Raw genomic sequence first — 22,090 nt, 5'->3', positions numbered from 1 at the left:
GATTCCCCCTCGGAATGAGTGCGGGCCGGCCAACCCCCTGGCCGCGAACCCGTCGGATCACGGTGGCAGCCGGGGCGCGGCCGAGTCATGAAGAAGTTCTGCAGACCGTCCCGAGAAGGGCTGGAGAGTGGCACACTCTCGACAAGAGGGGGCCTGCGGATGTACCGCTTCCACGGCTGTGAGATGGATCCCCCCGGGTTCGAGCTCCGGCGGGACGGCGACCCGGTGCGCGTGGAGCGCCAGGTCTTCGGCGTCCTGGTCCACCTGATCGAGAACCGGGACCGCGTGGTCCCGAAAATCGAGCTTCTCGACGCGGTCTGGGGCAACCGCTTCATCAGCGACTCCGCGCTGACCAGCCGGCTCAAGGACGCCCGCCGCGCGGTGGGCGACGACGGGCACCGGCAGGAGGTGATCGCCACCGTGCACGGGGTCGGCTACCGCTTCGTCGCCCCGGTCGAGGTGATCGGCGAACCGGCGCTGCCGGCCGAGTGCCAGACCCAGGAGATCCGCTACTGCGACTCCCCCGACGGCGTCCGGCTCGCGTACGCGATCTGCGGCGCCGGCCCGCCGCTGGTCAAGGCCGCGAACTGGCTGACCCACCTCGACCACGAGTGGAGCAGCATCATCTGGCGGCACTGGATCCAGTGGCTCGCCGGCGCCCATCGCCTGATCAGGTACGACGAACGCGGCTGCGGGCTGTCGGACTGGGACGTGACCGAGTTCGGCCTCGACGCCTGGGTCGAGGATCTCGAACTGGTCGCCGACTCAGCAGGCGTCGACCAGTTCCCGCTGCTCGGCGTCTCCCAAGGCGGCGCGGTGGCGATCAAGTACGCCGAACGCCACCCCGACCGGGTCAGCAGGCTCGTCCTGATCGGCGCCTACTGCCGCGGCCGGCTGGCCCGGGCGCGAACCGAGGAGGAGCGCCAGGAGGCGTCCTTGGACCTCACGCTGGGCCAGGTGAGCTGGCGGCGCGGCGACGCCGCGTTCCGGCAGGTGTTCGCCAGCCAGTTCCTGCCAGACGCGCCCCGGGAGACATGGGATGCGTTCAACGAGCTCCAGCGAGCCACGACCTCGGTGGAGAACGTCGTCCGGTTCCTCGACGCCTTCGCACACATCGACGTCTCGGCCGTCGCACCGCGGGTCCGCTGCCCGACGCTGATCGTCCACTCCCGAGACGACATCCGGGTGCCCGAGTCGCAGGCCCGCGAACTGGCCAAGCTCATCCCGGGCAGCCGCCTGGTCTTCCTGGACAGCGGCAACCACATCATCACCGAGCACGAACCCGCGTGGCCGATCCTGGTCAACGAGGTGAACCGCTTCCTGACGACCTGAGGCCGTTCAGCGCCACCACGCCGACGCCGGCGAGCAGGATCAGGCCGGTCAGCGCCAGCACGGTCGTCAGCGGACTGAGGTCGAGCGGACCGCGGCCGTCGTACGTCTGGACCATCGTCGAGGCGATCAGTACGGCGTACGCGACCGCACCGAGGACGACGATGCGGACGCGGCGGCGCTCGGTCGACCTGGAGACCAGCAGCAGGATCGCCAACGCCGGCAGGACCTGGACGGCGTGCAGGGTGACGGCATGCGGCACCTTGAGGGCGCCCGCCGTACCGAAGGTGTTGCCGCCCTCGGCGATCATCTGCGCGCCGACGCCCTGGCTGACCAGCATCAGCAGCAGCCCGAGCCGGATCGCCCAGGCGAGCGAGGGCGGCGCGTCCATCCGGACGAACGACCGCACAGTCACGTAGACCGTCACCAGCACCAGGATCGCGACCAGCATCCCCATGAAGGAGAACACCGACCCGTCGAACGCCGTCGTCTCGTTGAAGTGCGACGCCACCCCGCGCCAGGTCTGCATCGAGACCAGGAACACCTCGCCCAGCGACGCCAGCGCAAAGATCCCGACGACGATCCAGCCGCCGGCCCGGCCGGACCGCAGGAAGCTCATCAGCCAGGTGATCGTCGCCAGCGTGATGCCGAACGACAGCCCGAACACGATCGGCTTCCGCCACGACACCGGCCCCTCCCACGGCCCGCCGTCGACGAGGAAGACGACCACGTGGACCAGTCCGCTGAGCACGAGCAGCGCCGCGCAGACGTAACCGAACCACTGGTACGACGCGACCGGAGTGAACCTCCCGGTACGGCGTACCGCCTCGACCAGGCTCGTGGTGACCTCAGCCTTCGCCGGCTCGTCCTGGATGATCCGCGTCTTCATTGCTCCAACCCCCTCCGGTCTCCTTCCACGCTGGCAGCGCGGGAGCCGGGCGGTAAGGCGGCCGGCTGGCCGATCGGGGGTTCGGGTTTCTGGTCATCACCCGGCGCCGGGCGTAGCTTGAACGAGGGGGAATCCGATGCCGACGAGACCCGTGCTGGTGCTGACGACGGCCGCTCTGCTGGTCGCGATCGGTGCTGTGATCGCGCTCGCCGCGGCCGGTGGGACCGATCCGCTGCACGCGCTCCTGATCCTCTGGATCGCGACGTCGTACGCCGGAAGCGGGCTGATCGCCTGGGTCCGCCGGCCGGCCAACCGGTTCGGGCCGCTGATGATCATGACCGGGTTCGGTGTGTTGGCGAGTGCGCTGATCTGGTCGACCGCGGCACTCCCCCACACGATCGGTCAGGCTCTCGACCTCGTGCCGCTGGTGCTCGTCGTCCACGTCAGCCTGGCGTTTCCGGCGGGCCGGCTGCGGCACGGGTACGAGCGGGTGCTGGTCGGGATCGGGTACGTCTTCGCGCTCGGCGTCCAGCTGTTGGTGATGCTGCTCGGTGGGCCCGGCGGCGGGCATCTGCTGACGGTTGCCGACGTACCCGAGGTGGCCGGTCCGCTGCATGCGGTCGAGTTGCTCGTGATCAGCGGCGTCGCGCTCACCGGGGTCGGGTTGCTCATCGCACGACGTCGCGCGGAGGGCCGACCGCTGCGCCGGTCGCTGGCGTTGCTCGTCGACGCGTTCGTGCTCGGGTTGCTGATGATCGCCGTCCTGCTCGTCGTCGGTGTCTTCGAAGGGCCGGCGTTCCCGGCGGTCCGGGATGTCAGCCTGGCCTTGATCGGTCTCGCGCCGATCGCGTACGTCGGCCTTCTGCTGCAGGCCCGGCTCGCGCGTACGGCGGTCGGCGACCTGGTACTCGCGTTGCGCGCCGATCCACTCGACCTGCGCGGCCCACTGGCGCAGGCCTTGCGGGATCCGTCGGTGGACCTGGCCTATTGGCTACCGCAGTTCGGCAGTTGGGCGGATCAGGACGGCCGACCTGTCGACCTGCCGGCCGATCCGGCCCGGGTGACGCTGATCGAGCGAGACGGAGCGCGGGTCGCGGCATTGCTGCATCACCCGGCTCTCAACGAGGAACGCGAGCTGCTCGATGCAGTCAGCGCGGCGGCGGCGATCGCGATCGAGACCGGTCGGCTGCAGGCCGAGTTGCGGGCGAATGTCGACGAGCTCCGCGGCTCCCGGGCCCGGGTGCTCGAGGCCGGCCAGCAGGAACGGCGGCGGCTGGAGCGCAACCTGCACGACGGCGCCCAGCAGCGACTCGTCTCGCTCTCGCTCGATCTCGGCGTACTCGAAACGCGGCTCGGATCGGATCCGGCCGCGAAGGCGTTGCTGAGCGAGGCGCGCAAGGAGATCGCGGTGTCGCTCGACGAACTGCGCGACGTCGCTCGCGGCCTGTATCCCGCCGTACTGACCGCGCATGGACTGGCGGTCGCCTTGGAGTCGTTGGCCGCCCGGGCGCCGGTGCCGGTCGAGCTGAAGGTGGAGCTGGACGAGCGGCTGCCGGAGGCCGTCGAGGTCGCCGCGTACTACGTGGTCAGCGAGAGCCTGACCAACATCGGCAAGCACGCCCAGGCGCGGACCGCGAGCGTGGACGTGCACCTGGCCGCCGGCCTTCTCGTGGTCGAGGTCGTTGACGACGGCATCGGTGGGGCGGACACCGAACGCGGCAGTGGGCTGCGCGGTCTCGCCGACCGGGTCGAGTCCCTCGGTGGCCGGCTGCGGATCTGGACCCCGCGTGGTCGAGGCACCCGGCTGCGGGCGGAGCTGCCGTCCGGGTAGCGATCGCCGAGGACAGCGTGCTGCTGCGGGAAGGACTGGCCCGGCTCCTCGGCGACGCCGGATTCGACGTGATCGCCCGCTGCGGGGACGCTGACGAGCTGCGCGCCGTACTGCGTGTGCACTTGCCTGATGTGGTGATCGTCGACATTCGGCTGCCGCCGACCCACACCGACGAAGGCCTCCGCGCCGCCGTGGACATCCGGTCCAGGCATCCCGAGGTCGCCGTACTCGTGCTGTCGCAGTACGTCGAACCAGGGCTGGCAATGCAGCTCCTCGCCGACTCCGCGGAAGGCGTCGGCTACCTGCTCAAGGACCGGATCAGCGACGTCCCCGACTTCCTGGCCCAGGTACGGCGAGTGGCGGCCGGCGGCTCGGCGATCGACCCGGAGATCGTGTCCACGCTGCTGTCCCGACGCCGTACCGACGATCCCCTGGACCAACTCACGCCCCGCGAACGCGAGGTCCTCGCCCTGATGGCCACCGGCAACTCCAACCAGGGCATCGCCGACCACCTGGTCATCACCGTCCGAGCAGTCGAGAAGTACGTCTCCAGCATCTTCACCAAACTCGGCATCCCCGCCACCGGCGCCGAGTCCCGCCGCGTCCTCGCGGTGCTGCTGTTCCTCAGGCGGTGAGCTCGATCAGCACACCACCGCGCCGGAACTACTTGGCGTACAGGGCTTCCACGTCGGCGGCGTGGTTGCGCATGACGATGTGGCGGCGGAGGGAGAGCTTGAGGGAGAGCTCGTCGGTCTCCTGCGTCCAGTCGTTCGGGAGGATGGTGAACTTCTTGATCGCCTCCGCCTTGGACACCGCGCCGTTGGCGTCGTCGACGGCCTTCTGGACCTCGGCGATCAGGTCCTCGTCGTCCACCAGCGACGCGACGTCGGTGGGCTTGCCGCGCTCGGTGGCCCACGGGACGATCGTCTCCGGGTCGATGGTGACCAGGGCGGCGATGAACGGCTTGCCGTCGCCGACCACCATGCACTGGCTGACCAGCGGGTGCAGGCGGATCCGGTCCTCGAGCACGGCCGGCGCCACGTTCTTGCCGCCGGCGGTGACCAGGATCTCCTTCTTCCGCCCGGTGATCTTGATGAACCCGTCGACGTCGAACTCGCCGAGGTCGCCGGTGTGGAACCAGCCGTCGGCGTCGATCGCGGCCGCGGTCGCGTCGTCGTTCTTCCAGTAGCCCAGCATCACCTGGCCACCCTTGAAGCACAGCTCGCCGTCCTCCGCGACGCCGACCGTCACACCAGGAAGCGGCCGGCCCACGGTGCCGATGCGGATGTCGTCGGGCAGGTTCACCGCCACCGCGGCGGTGGTCTCGGTCAGGCCGTAGCCCTCCAGCACCGGCACGCCGATGCCGCGGAAGAAGTGGCCGAGCCGGTCACCGAGCGGCGCGCCGCCGGAGACGGCGTACTGGACCTGGCCGCCGAGGACGGCCCGCAGCTTGCCGTAGACCAGCCGGTCGAACAGCGCGTGCTTGGCCTTCAGCCCGAACGAGGCGCCGCCCTTGTCCTGCGCCTGCGAGTACGCGATCGCGGTGTCCGCGGCGGCGTCGAAGATCTTGCCCTTGCCCTCGGCATGCGCCTTCTGGCTGGCCGAGTTGAACACCTTCTCGAACACCCGCGGCACGCTCAGGATGAAGGTCGGCTTGAACCCGCCGAGGTCGTCGACCAGGTTCTTCACGTCCGCGCTGTGGCCGAGCTTGACCCGCATCATCACGCAGCCGACCTGGATGATCCGGGCGAACACGTGCGCCAGCGGCAGGAACAGCAGCGTGCTTGCGCCGTTCGCGTCGAACAGGTCGTCCAGCACCTGCACCGCGGGGTTGAGCTCGTCCAGGAAGTTCGCGTGGCTGATCTTGCAGCCCTTCGGCCGGCCCGTCGTCCCGGAGGTGTAGATCAGTGTCGCCAGGTCGCCCGGCTCGACCGCCGTCCGGCGCTTGTCGAACTCGGCGTCGGAGACCTGCTGGCCGAGCACGGTCAGCTCCTCGACCGCACCGGCCTCGAGCTGCCAGATCTCCTGCAGCGCGGGCGCGTCGGCGCGGGCGGACTCCACCACGGCGCCGTGCGCGGCGGTCTCGACCACCGCGGCGACCGCCTCGGAGTCGGTCAGGATCCACTGGATCTGCGATGCCGACGAGGTCTCGAAGATCGGCACCGTGACCGCGCCGATGCTCCAGAGCGCGTAGTCGACCAGGGTCCACTCGTACCGGGTCGCGCTGAGCAGGGCGACCCGGTCGCCGTGCTTCACGCCGGCCGCGATCAGGCCCTTCGCGACCTCGGTCACCTGCCGCGCGAACTCGGCCGCGGACACGTCCAGCCAGCCGCCTGCGGCCCGGCGGCTGAACACCGCGGTGTCAGGATGAGAGGACGCGTTCGCCCAGACCGGGTCGCTCAGGCTCCCCGTGGGTGGCTCGGTCACAGCAGGAACGGTGTACTCACGCATCCGCGTCGTCTCCTAGTCGGTCACGAATTGTCGACTTCCGGCGCACGCTACAGTCACCTACCCAGAAGTAGCCAGGTTCATGTGACTCAAGGAACAGGTGTCCCTCGGCAATGCCCATGCTCGACATCAGTTGCGACGACCTGGTCGTTGCTGATCCAGCCTACGTCGCCGAACGGCTCGGTTCGGACACCCTCTGGCGCGAGTGGTGGCCGGACCTGACCCTGACGCCGTCCGAGCGGCGCGGCCTGGAGGGTGTCCGCTGGTCCGTGACCGGCGCCGCGACCGGTACGGCGGAGTGGTGGCTGGAACGGGTCCGCGACGGGGTGGTGGTGCACTGGTACCTGCGCGTCGACCCCGCCGAGCCGGTCCGCGGCCGGGCCCTGAACAAGCTGCGGGAGCGGTACGTCGCGCAGTACCGGGAGCGGCTGTGGCGGTTCAAGGACGAAGTCGAGGCGGGCCGCGCCGCGGGCGAGCGCCGTACCGGGTCCGATCCCGCGATAGTCTCCGGGGAGGGAACCGACCCGCAGGCGACCCCGCTCCACCAGTCCCGGCAGCTAAGAGGTGAATCGATGGCGGAACAGACCACCTCGACCATCGTCGTGAACGCGACTCCGAAAGAGATCATGACGGTGATCGCGGACTTCGCGGCGTACCCGGAGTGGGCCGACTCGATGCGGGAGACCGAGGTGCTGTCGACCGACGAGGCGGGCCGGCCGAAGCAGGTGCGGTTCAAGGTGGACGCCGGGGCGATCTCGGACGAGTACACGCTGGACTACACCTGGTCCCGCAACGAGGTGACCTGGACGCTGGTGCGGGCCAAGATGGTGAAGGGCATGGACGGCGCCTACGTGTTGCGCGACCTGGGTGCGGAGGGGACCGAAGTGACCTACCGGCTGGCCGTGGACGTGGCGATCCCGATGATCGGGATGCTCAAGCGGAAGGCGGAGAAGGTCATCATCGACACGGCCCTCAAGGGCCTGAAGAAGCGCGTCGAGTCCTGATCCAGTGACTCGGGTTCTGCTGTACACAGGTAAGGGCGGCGTCGGGAAGACGACCTCCGCCGCCGGCACGGCCACGCTCGCCGCGTTGCGCGGGCTGCGCACGCTGGTGCTGTCGACCGATGCCGCGCACTCGCTGTCGGACGCGTTCGACTCCGAGGTCGGCGGTGAGCCGACCGAGATCGACGACCTGCTGTTCGTTCAGCAGATCGACGCGCAGCGCCGGTTCGAGCGGTCCTGGGGTGACATCCAGTCGTACCTGCGCTCGGTGCTGCACATGGTCGGGGTGGACCCGATCGAGGCCGAGGAGCTGACCGTGCTGCCCGGCGCCGAGGAAGTGCTCGCGCTGCTCGAGGTGCGCGACCACGTCCGGTCCGGCCGCTGGGACGTGATCGTGGTCGACTGCGCTCCGACGGCGGAGACGCTGCGGCTGCTCGCGTTGCCCGAGGCGCTGAACTGGTACATGGACCGCATCTTCAACGCCGAGCGCAAGGTGATGCGGACCTTCCGGCCGTTCCTCAGCCGCGGGTCGGCGTTGCCGATGCCGGACGACACCGTCTTCGACGCGTTGCGGCGGCTGCAGAGCGACCTGTCGGACATCAAGACGTTGCTGGCCGGGCCGGACGCGTCCGTGCGGCTGGTGCTGACACCGGAGGCCGTGGTCGTGGCCGAGGCGCGGCGCTCGCTGACCCGGCTGTCGCTGTACGGCTACCGCGTGGACGGCGTGGTCGCGAACCGGGTGTTCCCGGCCGCCGGTGCGGACAGCTGGCGCCGGCAGTGGGTCGCGGCACAGCGCGGGATCCTCGAAGAGGTCGCCGACTCGTTCCGGCCGCTGCCGATCTGGGAGTCGCCGTACCGGGTCTGTGAGCCGGTGGGTGTGGAGGAGCTGGCGGCGTTCGCCGTCGAGATGTACGGCGGGGACGACCCGTTCGCCCGGGCGACGGACGAGACCTCGCTGTGGGTGGACCGGCACATCGACACCGACGGCCGCACGTACACGCTGACGATGCCGTTGCCCCTGGCATCGGCGAGTGAGCTGGAGCTGGCGCGGCACGGCGACGAGCTGATCATCACGGTCGGGTCGTACCGGCGTGTGCTGCCGCTGCCGGCCGCGCTGGCGCGTGGTGTGGTCGCGGGTGCTCGGTTGGACGACGGCCGGCTGCAAGTGCGGTTCGCGCCGCGTGAGCTGGCTCGCCCGGTGACTACCGACGTACCGAGTGGGGCCGGGCCATTGGAATCTGCACAGGAGCTGGCGCAAGGGCTGACCGCCGAGTACCACGCCCAGCGCCGTGAGCGTGAAGCCGCGATCGGGGAGGGCCGGTGAGCAAGGAGCCAATCGGTTCCGTCGCCGAGGAGGCCGCCAAGTTGTTCGCCGTACTGCAGAACGCGGCCGACACGAAGGGCACGGCGGAAGCACCAGTGGACGAGCCACATGAGCACAAGCTCGGGCCGGACTGTCAGTGGTGCCCGGTCTGCCAGCTGATCCACAAGGTGCGCAACACCAGCCCGGAGACCATCGAGCAGCTGTCGACGGCTGCCGCGCACGTGCTCGGGTCGGTGCGATCGTTGCTCGAGGCAGCCGCCGAGGCTGCCCGGCAGGCGCGGGAGGACGCAGCGTCGCGATCCTCACAGCAGGACGAGGAGCCGAGCCGGTCCCGGGTGGACCGGATCGACGTGAGTGAGGACCCCGAACCATGGGATTGACCATCGGCATCGACGTCGGCGGGACCAAGATCGCAGCCGGCGTCGTCGGTGACGACGGCGCGATCGGCGCGCGGACGCAGCGCGACACGCCGGCCAGCTCGGTCGACGAGACCGCCGCCGCGATCTGCGACGCAGCCGCCGAACTGATGGCCGGGAACGACGTCGAGGCGGTCGGCATCGGCGCCGCCGGGTTCGTCTCGGCGGACCGGTCGACGGTGCTGTTCGCGCCGAACCTCGCCTGGCGGGACGAGCCGCTCGGCGCCCGGGTCGCGGAGAAACTGAGGATCCCGGTCGTGGTCGAGAACGACGCGAACGCGGCGGCCTGGGGCGAGTTCGCCTTCGGCGCGGCCAAGGACGTCGATCACATGGTCTGCATCACCGTCGGCACCGGGATCGGCGGCGCCGTCGTGACCGACGGCGAGCTGCTGCGCGGGGCCCACGGGGTCGCGGCCGAGCTCGGGCACATGCGCGTCGTACCGGGCGGGCATCGGTGTGGGTGCGGTGCGCGCGGGTGCTGGGAGCAGTACGCGTCGGGCCGGGCGCTGGTGCGGGAAGGCCGGGCCCAGGCGGAGTCGGGTTCGCTCGCGGCCGCGCAGATGCTGAGCGTGTGCGGGATCTCCGATCCGGCCGAGCTGACCGGGCCGATGATCACCGAGGCGGCCGCTGCGGGCGACCCGTGCGCGGTCGAGCTGCTGGACGACCTCGGCCGCTGGCTGGGCGAGGGCCTGGCGAGCATCGTGACGCTGTTCGACCCGAGCGTTGTCGTGATCGGCGGCGGGGTGAGCGCGGCCAAGGACCTGCTGCTGAAGTCGGCCCAGGTCGCGTTCGAGAAGCACCTGCCGGCCAAGTCCAACCGGCCGCACCCGACCTTCGGCCTGGCCGAGCTCGGCAACGACGCCGGCCTGATCGGCGCCGCCGACCTCGCCCGCCGTCCGATCCCGGCGACCTGACGACCGTGGATACTGGATGTAGACCGGCGGGGGCCGGGGGTACGGCGAGGAGGGTCGTGCGGTGGCTCTGACGCAGGCTTTGACGATCGGGATCGACATCGGCGGCACCAAGGTGGCCGCCGGGGTGGTCGACCCGGAGGGCAACATCCTGGACCGGTTGCGCCGGGACACGCCGACGAAGGACCCGAAGGAGACCGAGGACGCGATCGCGGAGATCGTCCGCGACCTGGAGTCCCGGCACGACGTGATCGCGGTCGGCATCGGCGCCGCCGGGTTCGTCGACGGGACCCGGTCGTCGGTGCTGTTCGCCCCGCACCTGGCCTGGCGGCACGAGCCGCTGCGGGACGCGGTCGAGCGCCGGCTCGGGCTGCCGGTCGTGGTCGAGAACGACGCGAACGCCGCGGCCTGGTCGGAGTGGCGGTTCGGCGGCGGCCAGGGCGAGAGCCACCTGGTCTGCGTGACGCTCGGCACCGGCATCGGCGGCGCGATCCTCAACGACGGGTCGCTGCAGCGCGGGAAGTTCGGCATCGCGGGTGAGTTCGGGCACATGCAGGTCGTGCCGGGCGGGCACCGCTGCGAGTGCGGCAACCGCGGCTGCTGGGAGCAGTACGCCTCGGGCAACGCGCTGACCCGGGAGGCGCGGGAGCTGGCGCTGTCCGGTTCGCCGGTCGCGCACAACCTGCTGCGCCGGGCCGAAGGCGATCCGCGCAAGATCAACGGGCCGATGGTGACCGAGCTGGCCAAGGACGGCGACCCGGTCGCGGTCGAGCTGCTCGAGGACGTCGGCCGCTGGCTCGGGATCGGCCTGGCCAATCTGGCCGCGGCGCTGGATCCGGGCACGTTCGTGATCGGCGGTGGCGTCTCGGACGCCGGTGAGCTGTTGCTCGCGCCGGCCCGGGAGGCGTTCAAGCGGACCCTGACCGGTCGCGGGTTCCGGCCGGAGGCGCGGATCGTGCGCGCTGTCCTCGGCCCGGAGGCCGGCATGGTCGGCGCGGCTGACCTGGCCCGCGAGGAGGCGACCTGGTTGCGTCGCGTCCGGGTCAAGACGAACGCGGTCACCGCGAAGACCGCGGCGGCCCGCAACCGCACCACTCGTCTCGAACGGGCAGCCCGCAAGTCGGCAAGCCGCCGTACCGGCATGCGTACGGCGCCCGACCCGATGCACCACGCCGACCTGAATGGCGACCACGAGGCATGACGTCCGGTCCGGCCCTGCGCGTGCTGTCGTACAACGTGCATCGGTGGGGTGACGACCGGGAAGCGCTGGCTCGGGTGGTGAAGGCGTGCGCGCCGGACGTGATGCTCGTCCAGGAGGCGCCGACCTGGTGGGGCACGCGACGCAAGCGGCGGGCGATGGCGGCGAGCTTCGGGATGACGTACGTCGTCGCGTCCGCGCGCAACGCGATCCTGGTTGCCGACGGCACCGAACTGGCCGAGCCGCTGCACTGGCGGATCTGGCGCCCGTTCGTCCGCCGCCGGCTCCGGCTGCTCGCGACTCAGCTCCCCGGCGGCGCGGTCGGCGGCCGCGTGATCCTCGGGACCGCTGAGCTGGCGCTGATCGTCTGCCATCTCGGCCTGCACATCCGCGGCCGCGAGCACGAGCTCGAGCAGGTGCTGCGCGGTTGCCGTTCCTTCGGCACGCCGTACCTCCTGGTCGGTGACCTCAACGAGGAACCCGACGGCCCGGTCTGGAAACGCCTCGCCGAAGAGGGCCTCACCGACCTCGGCGCCGACGCCGGCCCCACCTTCAGCTCCACCAACCCGCACAAACGCATCGACGGCGCCCACCTGTCGCCCGACCTGTCCGGCCGCATCCTCCCGACCCCGGCCACCCGGGAAGACCTGGCCGCAGCCTCCGACCACCTCCCGATGCTGATCGAGCTCACCACCTGACCCAGCAGACCTGGCCTTGGAGCCGGGGATTAGTGGTGGGTACTTCGGTGGTGTGAGGCGATCTGCTGGGTCTGGTCGCCGTGCCGGATCGAGGAGATGACGTGAGTTCTGTGGAGAGGCATGCGCGAAAACCCCGCGTGGTCGGGGCCGCGCGGCGGCCGGCTGAGATCAGTGGGCCGTTCGTCTGTGGGTGGAGTGCTGTCGGTGGCTGTGCGGTGGTTCGGGTGGCCGGGCAGGTCGACCTGGTGACGGCGCCGGCGTTCGAGTACGAGTTGCGGCACGTGATCACCACCAAGTTGCCGAAGCTGGTCGTGGACCTGCGCCGCGTCACGGTGATGGAGCCGGCGGGCATCGACGTACTGTCGATTGCTCACGACCTGGCCGTGGAGCATGGTGGGTGGCTGCGTACGTCGGGCGCCGCGAAGTGGCTCGCGGACCTGCTGCGGACGATCACGCCGACCCACTACCCCACGCTGGCCGAGGCGCTGCCGTCGTACCGCCCACTCGGTTAGGCGGATCAGCCGATCGGCTGCTACTTCCCGCCGCTGAAGGTGATCCCGTTGGTGATCTGCTTCTGGGCGACGAAGAACACCAGCAGGCACGGCAGCGTGATCAGCACGGAGGTTGCCATCAGCAACGGGGTGTCGGTGCCGTTGACGGACTGGAAGCCGGCCAGCGCGAGCGGCAGCGTCTTCCACTCGTCGGAGTTGATGTAGATCGCCGGCCCGAGGAAGTTGTTCCAGTAGCCCATGAACAGCAGGATCGACACCGCGACGACGGCCGGCCGGGCCAGCGGCAGGTAGACCAGCAGGAACATCTTGAACCAGCCGCACCCGTCCACCACCGCCGCGTCGGCCAGCTCGCCCGGCATCCGCAGGAAGAACTGCCGGAACAGGAAGATGTAGAACGGCGACCCGAAGAACGCCGGCAGGATCAGCGGGTACAGCGTGTCGATCATGCCGAGGTTGTTGAACAGCATGAACTGCGGCACCATCGTCACCTCCCCCGGCAGCAGCATGGTCGCCAGCACGACCGCGAACACCACCCCGGAGAAGCGCACCCGCAGCCGCGCGAACGCGAACCCGGCCAGCGCGCAGGAGAACACCGTCCCGACGATCGGGATGAATGTGGTCAGCACCGAGTTGAGCGCGTACCGCCAGAACGGGAACGAGGTCACCGCGCGGGTGTAGTTGTCCCACAGGTACTCCTCGGGCACCACGCTCGCGCCCGAGCTGCCCACCCCGGCGAGCGATCGCAAGGAGGTCGCGATCATCCACAGGAACGGGTAGACGAACGCCACCGAGCCGAGGACCAGGGCGACGTACAGCACGATCGTGAGCGAGACGTTCCGGCGCCAGAACGGCCGGTCGGTGCGGAACGCCACCGCCGGACGGGGCTCTGCCAGCGCGGTCATCGGTTCTTCCTCCTGCGGCGGACCGACAGCTCGGTCTCGTAGTACACGGCGAACGCGCTTCCCCGCAGCGTCACCGCGGTCAGCGCCAGGATGATGACGAACAGGATCCAGGCCAGCGCGGACGCGTAGCCCATCCGGAAGTTCTGGAACGCGTTGTCGTAGAGGTAGTAGACGAAGAACAGCAGCGAGTCCTTCGGGCCGCCGTTCGCGATGAAGCCCTGGGTGAAGATCTGCAGCGATCCGATAATCCCGGTCAGCGCGTTGAACAGGATGATCGGCGACAGCTGCGGCAGTGTCACGTGCCAGAACAGCCGCAGCGGACCGGCGCCGTCGAGGGCGGCCGCTTCGTACAGGTTGGCCGGCACGTCCTTCAGCCCGGCCAGGTAGATCACCATCGCCCCGCCGACCGTCCACAGGCTCATCAGGATCACTGTCGGCAGCGCCCAGGACGCGTCGTTGAACCACCCGGGTCCTTCGATGCCGACCTTGCCCAGCACGTCGTTCGCCAGGCCGTACTGCGGGTTGAACACCCACAGGAACAGCACCATCTGGGCCACGCCGGACACCAGGCTCGGCAGGTACCAGATGGTCCGGAAGAACCGCATCCCGGGCAGGTCCGCATTCAGCAGCAATGCCACCAGGAAGGCCAGCGCGGTCTGCAGCGGCACGCTGATCAGGGCGTAGAGCAGCGTCACCTTCAGGGCCTGTGCGACCCGCGGGTCCTGGAACGCCTCGCTGTAGTTGGCGAGACCGACGAACCGCGGCGGCGTGATCAGGTCCCAGGACGTCAGGCTGACGTAGACCGACGACAGCATCGGGCCGACCGTGAACAGCGCGAAGCCGATCAGCCAGGGTGACACGAACAGCCAGAACGCGATCGTCTTGTCGGCCCGCGGCCACTTCCGCCTCGCCCCGTACGCCGCCAGTCCGATGACGGCGTACAGGACGATCAGCAGGAGCAGGAACGGGACCAGCGGCACGAGTACGGCGGGGACGCCCCAGGACTCCGCGAGGCTCCGGATCCAGCCGATGGTCGGGTTCATCGGCTGCTCACTGCTTCAGTGCGGCGGTGCACTTGTCGTTGAGCCCGGGCAGGATCTTGGCGACGTCGTCCTTGCCGCTGCCCAGCGGCGTGTAGCTGGTGATGCCCTTGTCGGCGTCGCCGGCGATCTGCGCCTCCCGCGGCACCGACGGGCTGACCAGCCCGGTCTTCATCGCTGTGGTGAACGCGGCCAGGTTCCGCTCGGCCGGCAGCACCTTCTCCAGCGTGCCGGTCGACTCGGCGATGATCGGCACGCCGAGCGCGGTGTTGCCCTGGATCAACTGGTTTTGCGCGTCCGGGTTCGAGCTGGCGAACTCGACGAATTTCCTCGCGGTCTCCAACTGCTTGCCGCTCGCGGTCTTCGAGATCGCCAGCCCGCCGACCTCCATCGGGAATCCCTTGCCCGGAACCGGGACCAGCGTCCAGTTCGGCTTGCTGATCTTGGCGAAGTCCGCGACCGTCCACGGCCCGAAGTCGCTGAAGGTGCCGAGCCGGCCAGCCGCGAACCACTGCGCCTGGTCCTGCCCCTGGACGTCGAGCGAGCTCGGCGCGTACCGGTCCTTCTGCATGTCGACGACGTACTGCGCGGTCTTCACACCCTGCGCGTCGCCGAACGTGCAGGCGGTCGCGTCGGCGTTGTAGAACCCGCCGCCGGCCGCGGTCAGCCAGCCCTTGAACCACAAGTTGCTCGCGCCGTAGACCCGGCTCTTGCCCTCGCCGTGGGACAGCTTGGCCGCGATGTCGCGGTACTCCTCCAGGGTCAGCGGCGTGGTTGCGCTCGGCAACGGAATACCCGCCGCCTTGAACGCGTCCACGTTGATCGCCATCACCTTCGGCTTCGCGGTGAACGGCATCGCGTAGTACTTGCCGTCGTACTTCAGCGACTCCGAGATGTTCGGCTGGACGAACTTGCCGGCGTCCACCTGCTGCTCGGCGAAGCTGGGCGCGAACCCGGCCAGGCTGGTGTTGCTGATCTCCATCACGGTCGACTGGGTGCCGGCCGCGATCGAGGTCTGCAGCTTCTGCTCGTAGTCGGCCTGGATCCAGTTGGTCGTCACCTTGGTGCCGGGGTTGGCCTTCTCGAACGCGGCCGCGATCGCCTTCAGCGAGGCGGCCTCGGAGTTCGTCCCCCAGAACGAGAAGCTGATGTCTGCGGAGTCGCCGGAGTCGCTGGAAGCAGGCGGGTTGCTGGTGGCGCAACCGGCGGCCAGCAGTACGGCGACGGTCGCCGGGATCAGGCGGTGGGAAAGCTTCATGAAAGGTCCTTGCTCTGAGTGCTGACCCGGGCGGTCCGACCGGGTTCGAGGATGTGAGGTGCCGCTTGGCCGACGGTGACCGTGAGCGGCCCCGGTCCGCTGTGCACGGTGATCTCGGTGGTGTGCCGGCCTTGCTGGCTGATGCGGAGGTCCCACCCGCCGACCCGGACGTGGTCGGCGGTCAGCCGGCCGATGCCGGCGGGCAGGTGGGAGTCGATGGTCAGGGAGGCCGACGCCGCGTCCGGCACCAGGCCGAGCAGGCCGGCCACCAGGTGCTGGACGACGGTGAAGGAGATCTCCGGGTAGTCGTCGCGGCTGTCGATCAGGTGCCGGATCCAGCGCCAGGCGCTCTCGTCCCGGCGGTGCCGGAAGAACACCTCGGGCAGGTAGCTGAACGCCTCGATGTTCTGCGGCGGCCGCTGCTCGAGCTGGGCTTCCAGGTAGTCGAGGAATCGCTCGTTCCGGTCACCGGTCCCGCTCAGCCCGGTCATCGCGGCGATCCAGTGCGACTCCAGCCCCCACCCGAAGTCGAGCCCGGCCTTCGTCCGGCCGCGCGCGAACCACTCCCCGTTCCACCAGTCGTTCAGGAACGTCGCCTGGATCCGCTCGGCCCGCTCGTCCAGGCCGAGTTTGCGGAGTACGGCGTACTGCAGCGCGAGGCCGTCGCCGGCGACGACGAGTGGCGCGTCCTGCTCGTTGTAGGTGGCGGTGCCGACGAAGATGTCGCCGGTGCCCGACGCCTCCGGGACGCCGTCGCCGTCGGCGTCGTGGGCCTCGATGAATTCGCCGATCGAGTGCCGGTAGTACGCGGCCAGGTCGGGGTCGTCGAGCCACTGGCGGTCGCCGGTCCAGTCGTACTGTTCCAGCGCCCGGTAGGTCAGGTCGAACACCGCGGGGATCTCCCGGACGAAGTGTTCGTCGTGGTGGTAGTCGATCTCGGCGATCCGGCCGTCGAAGTGGAACGCCCACAGCGGGAACCACTTCCGGGCCGGTGTCGCCGACCGGGCGAAGTGCCGGAACATCGCGAAGTTCTCGGCGTCCAGGCCGAGCAGGTGCGCGCCGGCCGCCTGGTGGCAGACGTCGCGGGCGTAGAACAGCGGCCGGGACGGGTAGCCGGCCCAGTACGACGGCAGGTTGCCTGGCGCGGCGCCGGTCTGGACCCAGTCGAGCGCGCGCTTGCGGGCCCAGCCGAAGGCGTCCTCGACGATCGGGTTGTCGGAGCTGACAGCCAGCACGGCCACTCCTCGGGGAATCGGATATTAGCGCTAAAACTAGGAGCGCCCGGGAATTCCGTCAATACCTTCTTGGCATCGGGTTTTACCGCTATAGTCCAGCTCGTGACGACTTTCGAGATCCGCTCCCCCGACGGCCGCACGCACCGCACCGGTTCGGTCGGCGGCGCCCACTCGATCACCGAGCTGCCGGCCGCCGAGCCCGGCGTGCTGCGGTACGACGTGGTCGCCGACGGCACCGCGCAGCTGCTCTGGACCTGGCCCGCCGAGTCCGCCGTGACCCTGTGGCGGGCGACGCAGTCGTCACATCGCGAGCTGCCGACCGACTGGGGTTCGCACCGCGACATCCGGTCGGTCCGGTCGGCGCCGGTCGCGGCTCTCGTCGACGCGCAGGACCGGAGCCTGCTGACCGTCTCCCTGTCGGCGACGGTCCGCGGCTGCGACTTCGCGATCGGCGTCAACGAGGAGAGCGCCGAGCAGCTGATCCAGCTGGCGGTCGACGACGTCGAGCCGACCGACGGCCTGCACCGGTTCACCGTGCGGATCGACCTGCGCGGACTGCACTTCGCCGAGGCACTGCGGGGTGTGACCGACGACTGGACGCGCGAGCTGGGCGACCGGATCGCGCCGGTCCCCGAGCTGGCCCGGCAGGCGATGTACTCGACCTGGTACAGCGACCACCAGCACGTCTCCGCCGAGTCCGTCGAACGGCACGCTCGCTCCGGAGCGTCGTACGGCTGCAAAGCCGTGATCGTCGACGACGGGTGGCAGACCGACGACACTCGCCGCGGCTACGCCTACTGCGGCGACTGGGAGCCGACGTTCCACGACATGACCGAGCACGTACGGCGGGTGCGCGACCTCGGGCTGCGGTACGTCCTGTGGATCGCGCCACCGTTGATCGGTCGCCACTCGAAGGCCTGGGAGCGCCTGGCGGACAGCACGCTCGGCCATCTCGAGCACCTCGAGGCGTCGGTGCTGGACCCACGGCTGCCCGAAGTACGCGACCACATCGTCGAGTCCTGTGTGCGGCCGGTGCGCGACTGGGGTGTGGACGGGTTGAAGCTCGACTTCCTCGACACGTGGGCGTCCTGGCAGCTCCCGGGACTGGACGAGGGCGTCGAGTCGATTCTGCAGGCGATCACCGACGAGCTCCGGCGGCTGCGGCGTGACGTGCTGATCGAGTTCCGGCAGGACTACGTCCATCCGCGGCTGTGGCGGTTCGGAACGTTTCTGCGGGCGGGCGACTGCGCGATGGACCCCGTCGAGAACCGGGTCCGCACGGTCGACGCGCGACTGCTCGCCGGCGATCGGGCGGTGCACTCGGACATGCTGATGTGGCACCCGTCCGCCGCTCCGGAGACGGTCGCCCAGCAGTTCATCGGCGCGATGTTCAGTACCCCGCAAGTGTCGATGGAGCTCGATGCGCTGCCGGTGGACCATCAGCGGGTCGTGCGGTTCTGGCTCGGGTTCCTGAGCGATCACGCCGACGTGCTGCTGGGCGGCGTACTGACTCCGATGCGGCCGGATGCCCGGTACACGCAGGTGCGGGCGGTCGGCGGGTCGACCGTCGTGGCCGTTTTCGCCAACCCTGTCGTGCGTTTGAGTGAGTCCGACCGGACCGTCGTGGTGGTGAACGGGGGCAGCGAAACGCGCATTCTGGTCGAAGGAGCCGGTCCTGGACCGGTCGACCTCGTAGTGTCGGACTGCACGGGCGTGGAGCTGCATCGGGAGACGACGACACCGCCGGAGTTGTGGGCGATCGACGTACCCGTGGCCGGACTGGCGCGGATCGTGCGGAACTGAGGGGGCTGGATTGACGCAGCAGCAGAAGCCACGACGGACGACGGTCGCGGACGTCGCCCGGCTGGCCGGGGTCTCGGCGATGACGGTCTCGAACGTGCTCAACGCGCCGCATCGGGTCAGCCCGCCGACCGTGCAGACGGTGCGGGCCGCGATCAAGGAGCTCGGGTACACGCCGAACCACGCCGCGCGGGCGCTCTCGTCCGGCCGCAGCCAGGTGATCGGGCTTCCGCTCTACCTCGAGGACGACGCGTTCAGCGACCAGAACCCAGGCCTGGGCGGCTTCCTGCACGGGCTGCTCGGCGGCCTGGTGAAGTCCGCCGCGGTCTCCGGGTACGGCGTCCACGTCACCACCCCGACCGAGGGGGCGACCGAGATCGCCCTCTACGAGAAGCTGATCGCGGCCCGGCAGGTCGACGCGATCGTCGTGCTCGAGACGATGCCGCACGACGACCGGATCGCGTACCTCAGCCAGCGGCCGTTCCCGTTCGTCGCGTTCGGGCGCACCGGGCACCAGCACCGGCAGTGCTGGGTCGACGTCGACAACGAGACGTCGATGGCCGGGATCGCCCGGCACCTGCAGTCGACCGGTCGGACGCGAGCCGTGTACCTGGCGACCGACAGCGCGTTGCCGTGGGTGCATCAACGGCAGGACGGGTTCCTGCGGGAGTTCCCGGAGACGGTCGTGGAGTCGTTCGGGTCGCTCGAGGCGGTGGCGTCGTACGTCGGAGAGACGGATCCGCCGGACGTGTTCGTGGCGGACAACGACGCGTACGCCGTGGTCGCGATGCGCGCGTTGCAGCGGCGCGGGATCACGGTGGGCCAGGATGTCGCGGTCACCGGGTTCAACGACTTCCCCTTCGCGAGCATGCTCGACACCCCGCTGACCACCGCGCGGATCCCGCTCCGCGACATCGCCACCGCCCTGTTCGACCGGGCGCTGCGCGAGATCAACGGCGACCCGGATCACCCGGGCTGCCTCGTCACCGCTCCCCTGGTCGTTCGCTCGAGCGCTTGAGCGCGGTATCGAGGAAGCGGGCGATCCACGGCGAGCGACTACCGACCGGCCACACCCGAACGCGCGGATCGCCAACATGTCCAGCGGGTTGGGCTCAGTCGTGCTGTTGTCGGACCCCGAAGGCTGCGCTCAACGCGTTGACCCTGCTCTACGCGAGCACCCTGCGCCAGGACGGCATCAAGGTCAACTCGGTCAACGGCGCAGTCGTTCCGTGGTGAGCGCCTGACGGGCGATCAGCAGGGTGATCGTCGTACCGACGACTCCTGAGACGGTGATGGTCAGGTTGGGCTTCAGGAAGGTGCCGACCAGGCCGCCGAGGGCGATGCTCAGGCCCTGGACGGCCATCAGGCCGCTGGTCTGGACGGTGAACAGGCGGCCGCGGTACGACGGTTCCACGGTCGCGAGGATCATCGGGTCGATGGCCTGGTTGAAGGCGTAGCCGGCGCCGGAGACGGCCAGCAGTACGGCGGCCAGCGGGATGGAAGGCGTTAGCAGGAACGCGATCGCGGGGACCTGACTGGCGATCACGAGTGGGACGACGAGCCGTCGTCGCGTGGCAGGGGTGCAGCGCGCGACGACGAGTTCGCCGAGGACGGTGCCGGCGGCGTACCCGGTGAAGAGTGCGCCGGCGGCTGACGCGGCGGCGCCGGTCTGCGCGGCGTACGCGACCGCGAGGCCGTCGGGGACGGAGGAGAAGGCGGGCGCGACCCAGGTCAGCAGGATGAGGGTGCGCAGGCGCTTGGTGCTGAAGATGTAGCGCAGGCCGGCCAACGAGTCACTGACTGTGTTGCGCTTCCGCTCGCCGCGTGGGGTGTACGGCGTGCCTACGCCGATGAGGATCGCGGATGCTCCGAAGGTGACTGCGTCAAGGGCGAGGAGCCAGGTGGGGCCGATCGCAGCCACGGCGATTGCGCCAAGGGCGAAGCCGGTGAGGACAGTCACCTGGCTGATTGCCCGGAGCAACGATCGGCCGATCGGGAAGAGGTCCGCCGGCAGCAGGTGCGCGAGGCTGGCCGCGCGGGCACCGGCGAAGATCGGCGCGATGACGCCGGTCAGCAGGAGGAGACCGAGGAGGGCGCCTACCGGTAGGCCGGGGATCAGCATGAGGCCGATGCAGAGGGCGCTGAGCAGGTCGCAACCCACCAGGACGCGGCGGGCGGGGAAGCGGTCGGCGATGGACGAGAGCACGATCCCGCCCAAGGCATAGGGCAGAAAGGAGCAGACGAGGACCAAGGCAGAGAGCAGTGGGGAGCCGGTCCGCTCGAAGACCAGGATGGACAGGGCGACCTGGGCGGCGATCGTCCCGACCATCGAGATGGTGTGGGCGACAAAGATCGTGCGCATACCCCAGATGGCTAGAACTGCGCGGTAGGACCTCACAGCTCGAGGGTGACCGGTGTCGGCCTTAGCGGCGTAGAGTTTTGGTTGTGGCCGAAAGTTGTGACGGATGACCGTTCTGCGGTTCACGCAGGGGGATGCGTTGCGGTGCCGGTTCGGGGCTTCGCCGTTGTGGGAGACGATGTCGGCGGTCCGGGTGCTGCACGGCGTGCGGCAGCGCGGGTTGTACGCCCCGTGGGTGGCCGCGAAGGCTGAGGCGGCGGCCGGACTCGAGCTGCGTGGATTGAAGGCAGTCCAGCCCCGCGTCGGGTTCACACCGGACTTCCTCACGCCGCCGCCCAAGGCCTCGCGAGCCAGGTTCGCGACGGAGATCGCACGGGTCCGGAGCACACCGCTCGACCGCGTCCGATCCGAGCTGACCCGCTCCCGGGACGAGCTCGGCAACCCCGGCGCACCCGAGATCGACCGGATGCTCGAGGACCTGCCCGGCGCTCGGGAACGCCTCGCGGACGAGATCGAGAGCGCCTGGGAAGCACTGGTCCGGCCGGACTGGCAGCTCATCAGCCGCGTGCTGGACGACGACATCGCGTATCGCGGCCAGCAGTTCACCGACGGCGGACTGGCCGCCCTCTTCGACGACCTGCACCCGACGCTCGTCTGGGAGGACGACCGCCTGATCGCCACCCGGTACCGCGAACCGGACCACGAGCTCACCGGACAGGGCATCCTGCTCGTCCCCGGCGTCTTCGCCTGGCCGCACCTCGTCATGGTCGTCGACCCGAGCTACCAGCCCACTGTGGTCTACCCGGCCCGCGGAGCGGCCCGCCTGTGGTCAGACGCCCCCGCTCCCCCTGATCCACTGGCCCGTCTGCTCGGCCGCACCCGCGCAACCCTCCTGGTCGCGCTCGACCCGCCCGCAACGACCAGTGCGCTGTCCGAGCA

20 protein-coding genes are annotated in these 22,090 nt (G+C 69.9%); 13 read left to right on the top strand and 7 right to left on the bottom strand.

Annotation, left to right across the window (positions count from 1 at the left end; all coding sequences use genetic code 11):
• Positions 1-183 precede the first annotated feature (183 nt).
• Positions 184-1,332, top strand: a complete 1,149-nt coding sequence (locus ACWCOV_RS34170; protein ID WP_449833491.1) for an alpha/beta fold hydrolase — start codon at positions 184-186, stop codon at positions 1,330-1,332.
• Here ACWCOV_RS34170 and ACWCOV_RS34165 read toward each other — a convergent pair.
• The gene (locus ACWCOV_RS34165; protein WP_449833490.1) at positions 1,301-2,218 is read right to left on the bottom strand and encodes a hypothetical protein; all 918 of its coding nucleotides are present in this window, start codon (positions 2,216-2,218) and stop codon (positions 1,301-1,303) included. The genes ACWCOV_RS34170 and ACWCOV_RS34165 overlap by 32 nt on opposite strands.
• 136 nt (positions 2,219-2,354) lie before the next feature.
• On the opposite strand from ACWCOV_RS34165, the gene ACWCOV_RS34160 reads away from it, so the two are divergent.
• Together ACWCOV_RS34160 and ACWCOV_RS34155 are read left to right on the top strand one after the other, a co-directional pair.
• Positions 2,355-4,049 carry a histidine kinase gene (locus ACWCOV_RS34160; protein WP_449833489.1) on the top strand — a complete coding sequence of 565 codons (1,695 nt, stop codon included), beginning with the start codon at positions 2,355-2,357 and terminating at the stop codon, positions 4,047-4,049.
• Positions 4,050-4,066: 17 nt separating this feature from the next.
• Positions 4,067-4,684, top strand: a complete 618-nt coding sequence (locus ACWCOV_RS34155) for a LuxR C-terminal-related transcriptional regulator (RefSeq protein ID WP_449833488.1) — start codon at positions 4,067-4,069, stop codon at positions 4,682-4,684.
• Positions 4,685-4,712: 28 nt separating this feature from the next.
• Here the strand turns inward: ACWCOV_RS34155 and ACWCOV_RS34150 are convergent, their stop codons facing one another.
• Positions 4,713-6,500: an AMP-dependent synthetase/ligase gene (locus tag ACWCOV_RS34150; RefSeq protein WP_449833487.1), complete on the bottom strand. Its 1,788-nt coding sequence runs from the start codon at positions 6,498-6,500 to the stop codon at positions 4,713-4,715.
• A 110-nt stretch (positions 6,501-6,610) separates the two neighbouring features.
• Between ACWCOV_RS34150 and ACWCOV_RS34145 the strand changes: the two genes are divergently transcribed.
• The 7 genes from ACWCOV_RS34145 (at position 6,611) to ACWCOV_RS34115 (ending at position 12,557) form a co-directional block, all read left to right on the top strand.
• Positions 6,611-7,501 (top strand): SRPBCC family protein, encoded by an 891-nt coding sequence (locus ACWCOV_RS34145; RefSeq protein ID WP_449833486.1) that lies wholly within the window; start codon positions 6,611-6,613, stop codon positions 7,499-7,501.
• 4 nt (positions 7,502-7,505) lie between these two features.
• Positions 7,506-8,822: an ArsA family ATPase gene (locus ACWCOV_RS34140; protein ID WP_449833485.1), complete on the top strand. Its 1,317-nt coding sequence runs from the start codon at positions 7,506-7,508 to the stop codon at positions 8,820-8,822.
• Entirely contained in the window at positions 8,819-9,202 is a 384-nt protein-coding gene (locus ACWCOV_RS34135) for a hypothetical protein (protein ID WP_449833484.1), read from the top strand. The genes ACWCOV_RS34140 and ACWCOV_RS34135 overlap by 4 nt, the downstream gene beginning before the upstream one ends.
• Positions 9,193-10,152: an ROK family glucokinase gene (locus tag ACWCOV_RS34130; protein WP_449833483.1), complete on the top strand. Its 960-nt coding sequence runs from the start codon at positions 9,193-9,195 to the stop codon at positions 10,150-10,152. Before ACWCOV_RS34135 ends, ACWCOV_RS34130 begins: the two co-directional genes overlap by 10 nt.
• 61 nt (positions 10,153-10,213) lie before the next feature.
• Positions 10,214-11,350, top strand: a complete 1,137-nt coding sequence (locus tag ACWCOV_RS34125) for an ROK family glucokinase (protein ID WP_449833482.1) — start codon at positions 10,214-10,216, stop codon at positions 11,348-11,350.
• Positions 11,347-12,045 carry an endonuclease/exonuclease/phosphatase family protein gene (locus ACWCOV_RS34120; protein WP_449833481.1) on the top strand — a complete coding sequence of 233 codons (699 nt, stop codon included), beginning with the start codon at positions 11,347-11,349 and terminating at the stop codon, positions 12,043-12,045. The genes ACWCOV_RS34125 and ACWCOV_RS34120 overlap by 4 nt, the downstream gene beginning before the upstream one ends.
• A 101-nt stretch (positions 12,046-12,146) precedes the next feature.
• Entirely contained in the window at positions 12,147-12,557 is a 411-nt protein-coding gene (locus ACWCOV_RS34115) for an STAS domain-containing protein (RefSeq protein WP_449833480.1), read from the top strand.
• A 20-nt stretch (positions 12,558-12,577) separates the two neighbouring features.
• Here the strand turns inward: ACWCOV_RS34115 and ACWCOV_RS34110 are convergent, their stop codons facing one another.
• From ACWCOV_RS34110 to ACWCOV_RS34095, 4 genes are read right to left on the bottom strand one after another with little or no spacing between them, the layout of a single operon-like run.
• The gene (locus tag ACWCOV_RS34110) at positions 12,578-13,459 is read right to left on the bottom strand and encodes a carbohydrate ABC transporter permease (protein WP_449833479.1); all 882 of its coding nucleotides are present in this window, start codon (positions 13,457-13,459) and stop codon (positions 12,578-12,580) included.
• Positions 13,456-14,502 (bottom strand): carbohydrate ABC transporter permease, encoded by a 1,047-nt coding sequence (locus tag ACWCOV_RS34105; RefSeq protein ID WP_449833478.1) that lies wholly within the window; start codon positions 14,500-14,502, stop codon positions 13,456-13,458. The genes ACWCOV_RS34110 and ACWCOV_RS34105 overlap by 4 nt, the downstream gene beginning before the upstream one ends.
• 7 nt (positions 14,503-14,509) lie before the next feature.
• Positions 14,510-15,757, bottom strand: a complete 1,248-nt coding sequence (locus tag ACWCOV_RS34100) for an extracellular solute-binding protein (RefSeq protein WP_449833477.1) — start codon at positions 15,755-15,757, stop codon at positions 14,510-14,512.
• Entirely contained in the window at positions 15,754-16,992 is a 1,239-nt protein-coding gene (locus tag ACWCOV_RS34095) for a hypothetical protein (RefSeq protein WP_449833476.1), read from the bottom strand. The genes ACWCOV_RS34100 and ACWCOV_RS34095 overlap by 4 nt, the downstream gene beginning before the upstream one ends.
• Before the next feature lie 102 nt (positions 16,993-17,094).
• On the opposite strand from ACWCOV_RS34095, the gene ACWCOV_RS34090 reads away from it, so the two are divergent.
• Both ACWCOV_RS34090 and ACWCOV_RS34085 read left to right on the top strand, forming a co-directional pair.
• The gene (locus ACWCOV_RS34090) at positions 17,095-18,795 is read left to right on the top strand and encodes a glycoside hydrolase family 36 protein (protein ID WP_449833475.1); all 1,701 of its coding nucleotides are present in this window, start codon (positions 17,095-17,097) and stop codon (positions 18,793-18,795) included.
• Positions 18,796-18,805: 10 nt separating this feature from the next.
• Positions 18,806-19,810 (top strand): LacI family DNA-binding transcriptional regulator, encoded by a 1,005-nt coding sequence (locus ACWCOV_RS34085; protein WP_449833474.1) that lies wholly within the window; start codon positions 18,806-18,808, stop codon positions 19,808-19,810.
• A gap of 192 nt (positions 19,811-20,002) precedes the next feature.
• Here the strand turns inward: ACWCOV_RS34085 and ACWCOV_RS34080 are convergent, their stop codons facing one another.
• Positions 20,003-21,154 carry an MFS transporter gene (locus tag ACWCOV_RS34080; RefSeq protein ID WP_449833473.1) on the bottom strand — a complete coding sequence of 384 codons (1,152 nt, stop codon included), beginning with the start codon at positions 21,152-21,154 and terminating at the stop codon, positions 20,003-20,005.
• A 103-nt stretch (positions 21,155-21,257) separates the two neighbouring features.
• Between ACWCOV_RS34080 and ACWCOV_RS34075 the strand changes: the two genes are divergently transcribed.
• Positions 21,258-22,090: DUF5937 family protein (locus ACWCOV_RS34075; RefSeq protein WP_449833472.1), on the top strand; the 833-nt coding region annotated here is incomplete at its 3' end.

The organism is Kribbella sp. NPDC002412 (assembly GCF_053592935.1).
The sequence above is the reverse complement of the archived record's forward strand: the minus strand, read 5'-3'. Positions and strand labels throughout refer to the sequence as shown.